12 protein-coding genes are annotated in these 12,937 nt (G+C 72.8%); all 12 read right to left on the minus strand.

The window, feature by feature from the left end; translation table 11 throughout:
* Positions 1-54: 54 nt before the first annotated feature.
* The 12 genes from ACLJT4_RS02370 to ACLJT4_RS02425 all read right to left on the minus strand — a co-directional run bounded on the left by ACLJT4_RS02370 (position 55) and on the right by ACLJT4_RS02425 (position 12,814).
* Entirely contained in the window at positions 55-462 is a 408-nt protein-coding gene (locus tag ACLJT4_RS02370) for a cytidine deaminase (protein ID WP_411120747.1), read from the minus strand.
* A 55-nt stretch (positions 463-517) separates the two neighbouring features.
* The gene (locus tag ACLJT4_RS02375; protein WP_411120748.1) at positions 518-1,804 is read right to left on the minus strand and encodes an ABC transporter permease; all 1,287 of its coding nucleotides are present in this window, start codon (positions 1,802-1,804) and stop codon (positions 518-520) included.
* On the minus strand, positions 1,801-2,991 hold the full coding sequence (locus tag ACLJT4_RS02380) for an ABC transporter permease (RefSeq protein WP_016574956.1): 1,191 nt from the start codon (positions 2,989-2,991) through the stop codon (positions 1,801-1,803). Before ACLJT4_RS02380 ends, ACLJT4_RS02375 begins: the two co-directional genes overlap by 4 nt.
* Positions 2,988-4,511: an ABC transporter ATP-binding protein gene (locus tag ACLJT4_RS02385; RefSeq protein WP_411120749.1), complete on the minus strand. Its 1,524-nt coding sequence runs from the start codon at positions 4,509-4,511 to the stop codon at positions 2,988-2,990. The genes ACLJT4_RS02380 and ACLJT4_RS02385 overlap by 4 nt, the downstream gene beginning before the upstream one ends.
* A 198-nt stretch (positions 4,512-4,709) precedes the next feature.
* Positions 4,710-5,747 carry a BMP family protein gene (locus ACLJT4_RS02390; protein ID WP_016574954.1) on the minus strand — a complete coding sequence of 346 codons (1,038 nt, stop codon included), beginning with the start codon at positions 5,745-5,747 and terminating at the stop codon, positions 4,710-4,712.
* A 194-nt stretch (positions 5,748-5,941) separates the two neighbouring features.
* Entirely contained in the window at positions 5,942-6,229 is a 288-nt protein-coding gene (locus ACLJT4_RS02395; RefSeq protein WP_411120750.1) for a DUF397 domain-containing protein, read from the minus strand.
* On the minus strand, positions 6,208-6,336 hold the full coding sequence (locus ACLJT4_RS02400) for a hypothetical protein (protein ID WP_411120751.1): 129 nt from the start codon (positions 6,334-6,336) through the stop codon (positions 6,208-6,210). Before ACLJT4_RS02400 ends, ACLJT4_RS02395 begins: the two co-directional genes overlap by 22 nt.
* Positions 6,337-6,412: 76 nt before the next feature.
* Complete coding sequence (locus ACLJT4_RS02405; RefSeq protein WP_411121066.1) at positions 6,413-7,627, minus strand: amidohydrolase; 1,215 nt, start codon at positions 7,625-7,627, stop codon at positions 6,413-6,415.
* A 165-nt stretch (positions 7,628-7,792) separates the two neighbouring features.
* Entirely contained in the window at positions 7,793-9,076 is a 1,284-nt protein-coding gene (locus tag ACLJT4_RS02410; RefSeq protein ID WP_411120752.1) for a hypothetical protein, read from the minus strand.
* A 22-nt stretch (positions 9,077-9,098) separates the two neighbouring features.
* Positions 9,099-10,067 (minus strand): N-acetylneuraminate synthase family protein, encoded by a 969-nt coding sequence (locus ACLJT4_RS02415; protein WP_411120753.1) that lies wholly within the window; start codon positions 10,065-10,067, stop codon positions 9,099-9,101.
* A 123-nt stretch (positions 10,068-10,190) separates the two neighbouring features.
* On the minus strand, positions 10,191-11,405 hold the full coding sequence (locus tag ACLJT4_RS02420) for a cytidylyltransferase domain-containing protein (RefSeq protein ID WP_411120754.1): 1,215 nt from the start codon (positions 11,403-11,405) through the stop codon (positions 10,191-10,193).
* 65 nt (positions 11,406-11,470) lie between these two features.
* Positions 11,471-12,814 (minus strand): DUF6716 putative glycosyltransferase, encoded by a 1,344-nt coding sequence (locus ACLJT4_RS02425; protein WP_411120755.1) that lies wholly within the window; start codon positions 12,812-12,814, stop codon positions 11,471-11,473.
* Between the last annotated feature and the right edge of the window lie 123 nt (positions 12,815-12,937).

Raw genomic sequence — 12,937 nt, forward strand, 5'->3', positions numbered from 1 at the left:
CGCCAGGGCGGACGGCGGGTGGCGACACCCGCCGTCCGCAGGCTCCAGCGGCCGTCAGCGCGTCAGGTGTTCCGGGCCGAACGCGTCCGGCAGCAGCGCGGCCAGCGGCCGGATCCCGGCCGCGGTGTCCACCAGCAGGTCCGGGCCGCCGTGCTCGTGCAGCAGTTGGCGGCAGCGGCCGCACGGCACGAGCAGTTCGCCCTCGCCGTCGACGCAGGTGAACGCGGTGAGCCGGCCCCCGCCGCTGGCGAACAGGGCCGAGACCAGGCCGCATTCGGCGCACAGGCCCAGGCCGTAGGAGGCGTTCTCGACGTTGCAGCCGGTGACCGTGCGGCCGTCGTCCACCAGGGCGGCGGCGCCGACCGGATAGCCGGAATAAGGGGCGTAGGCCCGGGACATCGCGTCCCGGGCCTGCGTCCGCAGTGCGGGCCAGTCGATCGTGACCGGCACGTCGTGCGTCATGCGGGGTGTCTTCCTTCGTCGTCTCGCGGCGCGGGGTGCGTCGGACCTCGGCGCGTCAGTGGCCCCGGCCACGGCGGTACGGCTTGCCGATCGCCTTCGGGGCCCGCAGCCGCTGGGAGAAGAGCGCCAGGACCAGCAGCGTAGCGAGGTAGGGGCTGGCCTCGACCAGTTCCAGCGGAACGCTGTCGGAGAGCGCGTACCAGACCACCAGAACGGCGGCGGCCACCGCGGCGACCGCGGCCTGGGCGCGCTTGGCGGCCCGCAGCCGGACCAGCGCCAGGCCGGCGAGCAGCGCGGCCAGCCCGAGCAGCAGGGCGTGCACGGTCGGGCCGCCGCTGCGCAGCTGCATGGCGTCCATGAAGCCGAACAGGCCCGCGCCGAGGGCGACGCCGCCCGGCCGCCAGTTGCCGAAGATCATCGTGGCCAGGCCGATGTAGCCGCGACCGCCGGTCTGGCCGTCCTGGTAGAAGTGCACGCTGATCGCCAGGAAGGCACCGCCGAGGCCGGCCAGCGCGCCGGACACCAGGACCGCCGCGTACTTGTACGCGTAGACGTTGACGCCCAGGGACTCGGCGGAGAGCGGGGCCTCGCCGCAGGACCGCAGCCGCAGGCCGAACGACGAGCGCCACAGCAGGAAGAAGGTGCCGACGAAGAGCCCGACGGTCAGCACGGTCAGCCAGGAGACGCCGGTGACCGCACCGCCGAGCACCCCGGCGAGGTCGGAGACCAGGAACCAGTGGTGGCCCTCGATCCCGTTCAGCCAGTCCGCGAGGCCGGGGACGGTGAAGGTCGGCATGTCGGGCATCGGCGGCGACTGCTTGTCGTTGCCGCCGGCCGCCATCGCGGCGCTGCCCTCCTGCCCGAACCACAGGGTGGCGAGGTACTGGGTGGCGCCCAGCGCCAGGATGTTGAGGGCGACGCCGGAGACGATGTGGTCGACGCCGAAGGTGACGGTGGCGACGGCGTGCACCAGGCCGCCGAGCGCGCCGCCGAGGATGCCGGCCGCGGCCGCGGCCCAGGGACCGTGCTGCCAGCCGACCCAGCCGGCGGCGAACGAGCCGAGCATCATCATGCCTTCGAGGCCGATGTTGATCACGCCGGAGCGCTCGGCCCACAGACCGCCCAGACCGGCCAGGCCGATCGGCACCGCGGCGCTGAGCGCGGCCCCGAACTGGCCGCCGGAGGTGAGGTCGGTGGCGCCGCTGACGGCCCGCAGGGCGGAGACCGCGACCAGCGCACCGGCGATGATCAGCAGGATCCAGGGGTAGGTCAGCTTGCGCCGGCCGCCGGGGGCGGGGGCGGGAGCCGCGGTCCGTGCCGCGGACTTGAGTTCGCTACTCACGCCGTCACCTCCGGCTTGTCACTGTTGTCGGCGCTGCCGGTGCCGTCGCCGGTCCGGGCGAGCGCGGCCAGTTCCTCGCCGACCTTGCGCTGCTGGAGGCGCAGCCCGTAGCGGCGGACGACCTCGTAGGCGATGACCACGCAGAGCACGATCACGCCCTGGATGACGCCCACGATCTCCTGGGCGTAGCCCTCGAACTCCAGCCGGGAGCCGGTGCGGTCGAGGAACGCCCAGAGCAGCGCGCCGAACGCCATGCCGGCCGGGTGGTTGCGGCCGAGCAGTGCGATGGCGATGCCGGTGAAGCCGATGCCGGCGGGGAAGTCGGTGCCGTACTGGAACGATTCGCCGAGCAGGGTCGGCATCCCGACCAGACCGGCCGCGGCGCCCGACAGCAGCATGCTGATGACGACCATCCGCTTGACGCTGACGCCGCTGGCCTCGGCGGCCGGCTCGGAGGCGCCCACCGCCCGCAGGTCGAAGCCGAAGCGGGTGCGGTTGATCAGGAACCAGTACACGGCCCCGGCCAGCACCGCGACCACCACGAAGCCCTCGACCGGCTTGGGGTGGGTGGGGAAGGAGAAGAAGTGGCTGGACTCCGGCAGGAACTTGGTGTGCAGGAGGTTGCCGTCCTTGATGGCGAGCCGGCCGTCCTGGAGGAAGTAGCCGATCACCGAGGCGGCAATGGAGTTCAGCATGATCGTGGTGATCACTTCGCTGACCCCGCGGGTGGTCTTCAGCAGACCCGCGATGCCGGACCAGATCGCGCCCACCAGCATCGCGATGACGATGAGCAGGATGATCTGGAGGGCGCCGGGCAGCGCGACGGCACCGCCGACCGCGGCCGCGGCGAAGGCGGCCAGCCGGTACTGCCCGTCGACCCCGATGTTGAAGAGGTTCATCCGGAAGCCGACGGCCACCGCGAGCGCCGAAAGGTAGTACGGCACCGCCTTGTTGACGATCCAGACCTGGCTGTCGCTGTAGTGGCCGTAGTCGGCCATGATCCCGTAGGCGCGGAACGGGTTCTCGCCGGACGCCAGGAAGACCAGCGAGCTGATCACTATCGCGGCGACGATCGCCAGCACCGGTGCGGCGACGCCCAGCAGGACCTTGTCCCGGGCGGCGCTGCGGGCGATGGCGTCAACGGCCGCGGGCTTCTTGGCCGTTGGGGTGGGGGTGGACGTGCTCACTGCGCGTCACCCCCTTGGGCGGCGGCGCTGTCGACCGAGTCGTCCGACGCGCTGAGGTGGCCGCTGGCGGCACCGGTCATGGCGGAGCCCAACTCCTCCGGGGTGATCACGGCGGGGTCGGCGTCGGCGACCAGTCGGCCCCGGTACATCACCCGCAGGGTGTCGGACAGGCCGATCAGCTCGTCCAGGTCGGCAGAGATCAGCAGGACCGCCAGGCCCTCCCGGCGCGCGGCGCGGATCTGCTCCCAGATCTGGGCCTGCGCGCCGACGTCGACCCCGCGGGTCGGGTGGGCGGCGATCAGCAGCTTGGGGTGGTGGCTCATCTCGCGGCCGACGATCAGCTTCTGCTGGTTGCCGCCGGAGAGCGAGGCCGCGGTGACCTCGATGCCGGGGGTGCGGACGTCGTACTCGGCGACGATCCGCTCGGTGTCCTTGCGGGCGCCGGCCAGGTCGAGGAGCCGGCCCTTGCTGTTGGGGCGCTCGGTGACGTGGCCGAGGATGCGGTTCTCCCACAGCGGGGCGTCCAGCAGCAGGCCGTGCCGGTGGCGGTCCTCGGGGATGTAGCCGATGCCGCCCTCGCGCCGGGCGCGGGTGGAGGACCGCGACAGGTCGGCGCCGTCCAGGGTGATCGTCCCGCCGTCCGGCGTGCGGATGCCCATGACGGCCTCGACCAGTTCGGCCTGCCCGTTGCCCTCGACGCCGGCGACGCCGAGCACCTCGCCCTTGCGGATGGTGAACGAGATGCCGTCCAGCACCGTGCGGACCACGCCGTCGGAGTCGGTGGCGGACAGCCGCACGTCGTCGACGCGCAGCATCTCCTCGTCCCTGACGGTCGATTCGCGGGTCTCGGGCGACGGCAGTTCGCTGCCGACCATGAGTTCGGCGAGCTGCTTGGGGGTGGTCCCGGCCGGTTCGACGGAGGCCACGGTCGTGCCGCGCCGGATGACGGTGATGTCGTCGGCGACCGAGAGCACCTCGCCCAGCTTGTGCGAGATGAAGATGACGGTCAGGCCCTCGGACTTGAGCTCGCGCAGGTTGTCGAAGAGCGCGTCGACCTCCTGCGGGACGAGGACCGCGGTCGGCTCGTCGAGGATCAGCGTCCTGGCGCCCCGGTAGAGCACCTTGAGGATCTCCACCCGCTGCCGGTCGGCGACGCCCAGGTCCTCGACGAGCACGTCGGGCCGGACGTTCAGCCCGTAGGCGTCGGAGATCTCCCGTATCTTCGCGCGGGCGCCGGCCCCGATGCCGTGCAGCTTCTCCGCGCCGAGGACGGTGTTCTCCAGGACGGTGAGGTTGTCGGCGAGCATGAAGTGCTGGTGGACCATGCCGATGCCGCGGGCGATGGCGTCGCCCGGGGAGTGCAGGGCGACCTGTTCGCCGTCGAGCGCGATGGTGCCCTCGTCCGGCTTCTGCATGCCGTAGAGGATCTTCATCAGGGTGGACTTGCCGGCACCGTTCTCGCCGCACAGGGCGTGGACGGTGCCGCGGCGGACCGTGAGGTGGATGTCGTGGTTGGCCACGACGCCGGGGAACCTCTTGGTGATCCCGCGGAGTTCTACAGCAGGGGCGTCCTGACCGGGCGGGCTGCTGGTGGGTGCTGCGTTGATGGCGCACTCCCCTCAGGGGCGAAGGAGCGGAAGGAGCGGACGGGGTGGGACGGAGCGGGGACGCGGTGCCGGCGGCGCTCGCACGGGCCTGCCGGGCGCGGCCCCGGGAGGCTACGACTTCGGCGTCTCCTTGACCTTCACCTGACCCTCGATGATCTTCTTCCGGGCCGCGTCGATCTGCGGCTGGACGTCCGTGATGAAGCCGCCCGAGGTGGCCAGCGAGACGCCGCCGTGCTTCAGGTCGTAGGTGTGGACGCCGGTGAGCGGCTTGTGCTGCTCGCAGCTCTTGATGAGGTCGAAGACCGCCACGTCCACGTTCTTCACCACCGAGGTCAGGATGTGGTCCTTGTAGCGGGCCAGTCCCGGCTGCCGGTACTGGTCGGAGTCCACCCCGATCGCCCAGGCGCCCTTGACCTTGCTGACCGCCTCGATGGAGCCGGCGCCGGACTGCCCGGCGGCCGAGTAGATGATGTCGATACCGCTGTCGAGCATGCCCTGGGCCTTGGCCTTGGCGGCGGCCGGGTCGTTGAACCCCTTGTCGTTGTTGGGGTACAGGTACTGCGAGACGACCTTGGCCTTCGGGTCGGTGTCGCGCACGCCCTGCTCGAAGCCGGCCTGGAACTTCTGGATCAGCGCGTTGTTCACGCCGCCGATGAAGCCCACCTTGTGGGTCTTGCTCTTCAGCGCGGCCGCGACCCCGGCGAGGTACGAACCCTCGTGCTCGGCGAACACCATCGCGTCGACGTTCTTGCCGGTGGGCACCGCGTCGACGACGCCGAAGGTGGTGTCGGGGAAGTCCTTGGCGACGTTCTGCACGGACTGGCTGTAGGCGAAGCCGACCCCGATGACGGGGTTGTAGCCGGCTTCGGCGAACGAGGTCAGCCGCTGCTCGCGGTCCGCCTCGGTCTCGCCGTTCTTCGCGGTGAGCATCTTGACCTTGACGCCCAGCTGCTTGCGGGCGTTCTCCGTACCGCGGGCGGCCGCCTCGTTGAACGAGTGGTCGTCCCGCCCGCCGATGTCGAAGGCCAGCCCGACACCCGCGTGTGTCGCGCGGTTGGCCTCGGCGAAACTCTGGCCGCAGGCGGTGGCGGTGAGCCCGAGACACGCGGTGGCGGTGGCCGCGGCGACAACCCTGATGACCCGACGCACGGGGCCTTCCCTTCGCTGCAAGCGCCCCCAGTGGCGCTGACTTGTCGGGAGATTAACGCGCGTAGACCTGGCGCAAAACCCTCCACTGCGTTGCCGTTACCGATTCGTCTCTCAGGGCACGGTCCGGAAACACGGCGGGCGACCGACAGAGGGCCGGCCGCCCGGGGTGGTGGGGTGTGGCGTGAAATGTGCCCTCAGCGGGCGGCTATACCCTCGACCTTGATCGCCGCGACGAACGCCGACCAGGCGGCCACCGGGAGGAGCAGGGCGGGACCGCCCGGATCCTTGCTGTCCCGGACGGGGACCAGACCGGGGACGCCGTCCGCGACCTCCAGGCAGTCCCCGCCCTGCATGTTGCTGTAGCTGCTCTTGCGCCAGGCGACGGGGATGATCTCGGCGACCTCCACGCAGTTGCCACCGTCCATGTTGCTGTAGCTGCTCTTGCGCCAGGCGACGGTGCTCAGGTCGATGCTGGTGCGCATGGCTCGTACCTCTCCATCAGGTGCTGGATCAGCGCCGCGGAGTCCCGGGAGCCGAAGTAGTGGCGGGCGGAGACGTACGGGGTCAGGGTCTTCGGTGCGTACCTCATGCCGCCACCCTTCCGCGGAGCAACGCGTCCCGGACAGCAGCCCATCAGTTCGAACGTTCCCCGGAAGGGGCTCGGCTCAGAGCAGAGCCGCCGCCGTGAACAGTTCCACGCCGACGGTGATCGCGTGCTCGTCGACGTCGAAGTCGCCGCGGTGCAGGTCGAGGCTGCTCAGCTCGCCGGGCGGGCGGACGCCGAGCCGGGCCATGGCGCCGGGGACGTGTTCGAGGTACCAGGAGAAGTCCTCGCCGCCGAGGGACTGCTCGGTGTCCTCGACGGTCGCGACGCCCCGCCGGGCGGCCATCGCGTCGTGCAGGAGCTGGACGCTGTCCACCTCGTTGACGACCGGGGGGACGCCGCGGACGTAGTCGATCTGGGACTTGGCGCCGTGCAGGGTGGCGACCTCGTCGATCGCGGCGTGGACCAGGTCCGGCGCCTGCCGCCAGGCGTGCAGGTCCAGGCAGCGGACGGTGCCGGAGAGCGCGGCGCGCTGCGGGATGACGTTGCAGGCGTGACCGGATTCCAGGCGGCCCCAGGTGACGGCGAGGCCGGCCCGGGCGTCGACCCGGCGGGCGATCAGCGCCGGCACGTCGACCGCGACCCGGGCCGCGGCGGTGACCATGTCGGTGGTGAGGTGCGGGCGGGCGGTGTGGCCGCCGGGGCCTTCGAGGGTGACTTCCAGCCGGTCGCAGGCCGAGGTGATCGGGCCGGTGCGCAGGCCGATCCGGCCGGCGTCGACCCGGGGGTCGCAGTGCACCGCGAGGATCTGCCCGACGCCGTCCAGCACCCCGCACTCGACGGCCTCGGCGGCGCCGCCGGGCAGGACCTCCTCGGCGGGCTGGAAGAGCAGCCGCACCGGGCGGGGCAGGCGGCCCTGGCGGGCCAGCTCGGCGAGGACCAGGCCGGCGCCGAGCACCACGGTGGTGTGCACGTCGTGGCCGCAGGCGTGGGCGCGGCCGGGGACCGTCGAGGCGTAGTCGACCGTCTTGGTGTCGGGGATGGGGAGGGCGTCGATGTCCGCACGCAGGGCGAGCCGCTCGCCCACCGCGCCGCCCGGGGTGCCGTCGACCGTACCGATGTCACAGACGAGGCCGGTGCCGGTGGCCAGGACCCGGGGGCGCAGTCCGGCCCGCTCCAGGCGGTCCTTGAGCGCCGCGGTGGTCCGGAATTCCTGGTTGCCGAGCTCGGGGTGCATGTGCAAGTCCCGACGGAACGCGACGAGTTCGGCGCGTAGGGCGTCGGGGAGCGTACCGGGCAGGGCGGGGGCGTGCGGGTCGTCGGCGGGGTGGGACATCAGTTGGTTCACCCGTTGAAGGTTACGGGCCCGAACGGGGCAACTGGCCCTCGATCAACAAAAGTTCAGCCCCTCAGGGGAAGAAATTTTAGGCAGCTGGGTGCATGGACCGAATTTGGCAGGGGTATGAAGCAGGGTTTTATCGCTCCCTGTCAGGTTCTGCTCTCAGGTTCGATCGCCGTGTTCGGCCACGGCGTTCGGTGGGGGTGTGCGGTCGCCGGGTTCGGTGGTGGTGCGCCGTCTTCGTGAGCGGTCGTCGGGGTCGGCCCCCGGTAGCCGTCGGACGTCCCGGGCGGTGCCGGTGACGTCGTCGAGGAAGCCCCGGGCGCGGGGCGAGGCGTGCGCGGTGAGCCAGGCGGGGTCGATGTCGCAGACCGCGACCTGCACGCCGGTCCCCTTCAGGGCCAGCGGGAGGGTGTGGACGACGGTGGACGGGAAGCTGAGGACCAGCCGCCCGATGGGGCCGCGGCGGGCGATGAGTTCCAGTGGGAGGTCGGGGCGGACCACCTCCAGTCCGGTCTCGGTGGCCAGCCGGTGGAGCTTGCCGGCGCGTTCCCGGCGGTGCGCGAAGTAGCGGGTGGCGCCGTGCGCGCGGGCCAGGCGGGCGACCGCGGCCAGGTAGCGGTCGGTGTCGACGACGCCGGTCTCGACGAGCGAGGTGCCGACGATGTCGGCGGTCCGGGTCAGGCGGGGCGGGCCGAAGCGTCCGCGGGTCCAGGCGAAGTCGTTGGAGGTGACCGCCATGCCGTCGGGCACCTCGACGGGCATGGAGCTGAAGAGGGCGACGGTGCGGCGGCGGCGGGCGCCCTCGGGGTCGGGGGTGAGGCGGCGGCGGGCGGTGGCCGCGAACGGCGCGAAGAGCAGGTCGCGGGGGCCGCGCCCGGAACCGTGCCGGTGCCAGCGCACCAGCCGTTCGCCGCGGGCGAGTTGGCCGATGAACTCCATGGTGGCGGTGCCGTCGTCGACCACGACCAGGTCGCGGGCGCGGGTCAGGCCCAGGAGCAGTTGGACGTAGCGGGAGAACGGGTCGCCGAGGACGACCCGGCGGGCCCGGCGGAGCAGGGGGGTGAGGCCGCCGATGGTGCGCAGCGGGGCGGTGGCGCCGCCGCGGGCCTCCTCCCAGCGCAGGGTGTGGCCCTCGTCGCGGGCGAGTTCGGCCATCCGGCGCAGTTGGCCGCGGGTCATCGGGTCGTGCGGGGCGAGCACGACGACGGTGAGCGTCGCGGCGCGGGCGGCGTGCGCCCATTCGAGGACGTTCAGCAGTTGCACCGGGCTCTCGACGAAGGCGAGGGTCCCGGTGTCCGCGGGGGCGGGGGTCATGTCGTCACCGCTGGGGTCGGTCCGGTGGCGCTGCCGGGGCACCCCGAGGAGGCGGCGGGCGGGAGTCCCCGCCGCCTCCTGGGGCGGGACCTCGGCGCTGGTGGCGCGGGTCCCGTCGGGTGAGTCCACGTTGCGAACTCCGCTCGGCCGGTCAGACGGCGGCCGGCGCGCGGTCGGCCGCGGCGTCCGCGTCCTGCGCGTCCACGTCCTGCGCGGCCTCGGCCTCGGCGACCACGCCGGCGACCCGGCGCAGCTTCTTCATCGGGCCGAGCTCGCTCTCGTAGACCTTCTTGACGCCGTCGCCGAGGGACTCCTCGATGGTGCGGATGTCGCGGACCAGGCGGGTCAGGCCCTGCGGTTCGACGGAGGCGGCCTGGTCGGAGCCCCACATGGCGCGGTCGAGGGTGATGTGCCGCTCGACGAAGGTGGCGCCGAGGGCGACCGCGGCGAGGGTGGTCTGCAGGCCGGTCTCGTGGCCGCTGTAGCCGATCGGGACGTTGGGGTACTCGGCCTGGAGGGTGTGGATCATGCGGAGGTTGAGCTCTTCGGCCTTGGCCGGGTAGGTGCTGGTGGCGTGGCAGAGAACGATGTTGTCGCTGCCCAGGACCTCGACGGCGTGCCGGATCTGCTTGGGGGTGGACATGCCGGTGGAGAGGATGACGGCGCGGCCGGTGGCGCGCAGGGCGCGCAGCAGTTCGTCGTCGGTGAGCGAGGCGGAGGCGACCTTGTAGCAGGGGACGTCGAACTTCTCCAGGAAGGCGACGGACTCGACGTCCCAGGGGGAGGCGAACCACGCGATGCCGCGCTTCTTGCAGTACTCGTCGATGGCGCGGTAGCCGTCCTCGTCGAACTCCACGCGGTGGCGGTAGTCGATGTAGGTCATCCGGCCCCAGGGCGTGTCGCGCTCGACGTCCCACTGGTCGCGCGGGGTGCAGACCTCGGGGGTCCGCTTCTGGAACTTGACGGCGTCGCAGCCGGCGTCCGCGGCGGCGTCGATCAGCGCGAAGGCGTTCTCCAGGTCGCCGTTGTGGTTGATGCCGATCTCGCCGGTGACGTAGACGGGGCGGCCGGGGCCGACCGGGCGGTCGCCGAGGGAGCGGAGGCGGGAGGTGCTGCTCATGGGAGGTTCCTTCGTTCTGTTCGAGGGTGGTGGATCAGGGGGGGCGGGTCGGGGAAGGGCAGTGGGCGGGTCGGGGAAAGGCAGGCCGGCGCCCTGTAACGGCGTTACAGGGCTGGGCGGGAGCTACAGGGAAGGGCCCAGCAGCCAGCCGGCGATCTCGCGGACGGCGCCGCTACCGCCGGGCGTGGCGGTGACCGCGCGGGCCGCGCCGCGGACCACGTCGTGGGCGGAGGCGACCGCCACCGGCCAGCCGACGAGGTCGAAGCAGGGCAGGTCGTTGACGTCGTTGCCGACGTAGAGCACCCGGTCCGGAGTGACGCCGGCCTCCTCGCACCACTGCTTGAGGGCGACGTCCTTGCGGTCGATGCCGTGCAGGACGGGCACCTTGAGCTTGCGGGCCCGGGCGGCGACCACCGGGTTCTGTTCGGTGGACAGGATCAGCAGGTCCAGCCCGGCGCGCCGCAGCGCGGCGATCCCCAGGCCGTCACCGCGGTGCACGGCGACGGTCTCCCGTCCGTCGGCGTCGACCAGCACCCGGTCGTCGGTCTGGGTGCCGTCGAAGTCGAGGACGACGGCGTCGACGTCCGCGCGGGTCGGCAGGGCGCCGGGGCGGGGTCCGTCGAGGAGCGGGGCGAGGGCACGGGCCCGGGCGAGGTCGTGCGGGTCGTCGATCTCCAGCACCCGGGCCGGGTCGGTGCGGACCAGTTCGGTGCGGCCGAAGAAGCGGTGGCCGCTGGTGCGGAAGCCGGCGGCGTCCATGGCGTAGGCGGCGCCGGTCTCCAGCAGGTCCTGCGGGCGGTCCTGGCGGCGCGGCCGGAAGGACTTGTCGTGGTTGACGCCGTGGCCGCCGTCGGCGGTGGCGTCCGCCCCGGCGACCGCGTCGACCGCGGCGTCGGCGTCGCGCCAGACGAAGCCGTGGAAGGGGGCGACGGTCAGTGCGCTGTCGGCGCCGTCCTCGACCACCGCGGCGGCCACCGCGTCGATGTCCTCGCTGGTGAGGAACGGGCTGGTGCACTGGACCAGCAGCACCGCGTCGACCGGGCGGCCCTGTTCGGCCTCGTAGCTGTCCATGGCGTGCCGGACCGCGGCCTCGCTGGTGGCGGTGTCGCCGGCGATCTCGCCGGGCCGGGCTATGACCATCGCGCCGGCGCCGCGGGCGGCGGCGGCGATCCCGGCGTCGTCGGTGGAGACCACCACGTCGGTGACGAGCCGGGCGGCGCGGCACTCGCGGATCGCGCGGGCCACCAGGGGGACGCCGCCGACGGCGGCGAGGTTCTTGGCGGGGACGCCCTTGGAGCCGCCGCGGGCGGGGATGACGGCCACAACGGTGGGGGGCATGGGGCTCTCCTTGGTCGGGCGGGGACCGGTCGCGGTTGCCGGTCGTGCGCGGGTGCGGGGGTGGCTCACAGCTGCCCCCAGCGGCGGATGGCCGGGGCGACGCGTTGGACGCCGTGCCGGTAGGCGCCCCGGGCGGCCTCGCGGACCGTCTCGCGTGCCAACTTCCTCAGCCCGACGGCCTCTTGGGGTTCCTCGGCGTGTCCGGCGAGCGGTGCGCCCTGCGGGTCCAGGCCGTAGCGGGCGAGGATGCCGGGCAGGTAGCCGGGGGCGGTGCGGGGGGTGTAGTAGGGGGTGAGCGGCGGCAGTTGGTCGGCGGCGGCCAGTGCGGTGACGCGGTCGCGGGCGGCGTCGAAGGCCCCCTCGTACGCCCCGTCCGCGGCGACGCCCTGACCGGCCAGCCACGTGGGGTCGGGCTGCGGGCGGTGGCCGGCGTCGAGTTCGTCCCAGGAGGCCAGGCAGCCGGAGCCGAGGAAGTGGTGGTTGCCGAGCGCCTCGCGGATGCCGAGGTCGGTGAGGACGGCGGTGGGGATGCCGCGGTGCAGCGACTCCAGGGCGGCGGTGGAGCTGACCGTGACCAGCAGGTCGGTGCGGTCCAGGACCTCGCCCATGTTCCCGTACACCAGGCGGCAGTTGGGCGGCAGTCCGCCGGGCAGCTTGGTGGCGAGCTTCTGGTAGGGCAGTTCCTCGATGTGGGTGGTGTGCTCGCCGGGCTTGCTGCGGAGCTTGATCAGCACCTCCCGGTCCGGGTGCCGGCGGGCGTGCTCGACCGCCCTGCGCAGCAGGTGGGTCCGCCCCTCGCGACTGTCCGGCACGGACGGCTGGGCGGCGAACACCACGGTGTACGGGCGGCCTCCCGGTGCGGCGGGCCCGGCCGGCGGCTCCGCGTAGGGGGCGCCGCCGAGGAAGGGCAGCGCGCATTCCACGACGGAGCCGTCCGGGGCGCCGACGCCGCGGTAGACCGCGCGGAACCGGTCCGCGTCGTGGCGGGAGTTGGCGAGCACCACGTCCGCGCCGTGCCGCAGCAACAGGCCGTCGGCGAGCTTCTCGTAGACCACGCCGACGTAGCCGGTGACGACGACGGGGCGGCGCCCTTCGGCGCGCCAGGCGTGCCCCAGTCCGTGCAGCATCGCCTGGACGGCGCCGCCGACGCAGGCCAGCACCAGCACGTCGCAACGGGTGCGGTCCACGGCGCGGACGAAGTCGACGCCCCGGATCTCCTGCAGCGAGTCCGCGCGGGCGCCGACCTCGCCGAGCTGGCGGACGGTGGGGGTGGCGCGGCCGCGGAGCAGGTAGCCGTCGAGCCGGGCGTCCGGTTGGAGTCGGCGGGCGGTCAGGGCGCCCCACTTCCACCGGGTGTCCGAGTCGGCGAGCACCGCGACCCGCGGTGCGGAATGGGTACGTGATGGCACGTCGAAGACGCTAGGAAGGCGCGACGGTTGGCGGACCAACTGAGGAGCAACAACGGGTTAACAGCCGACCGACGCATGTCGAACCCACCCGGATACCGTCCGGTCACCGGCTCGGTTAACCAT

It is taken from the genome of Streptomyces sp. x-19, from assembly GCF_046549115.1.
In the GTDB taxonomy this organism is placed as follows: domain Bacteria; phylum Actinomycetota; class Actinomycetes; order Streptomycetales; family Streptomycetaceae; genus Streptomyces; species Streptomyces albulus_C.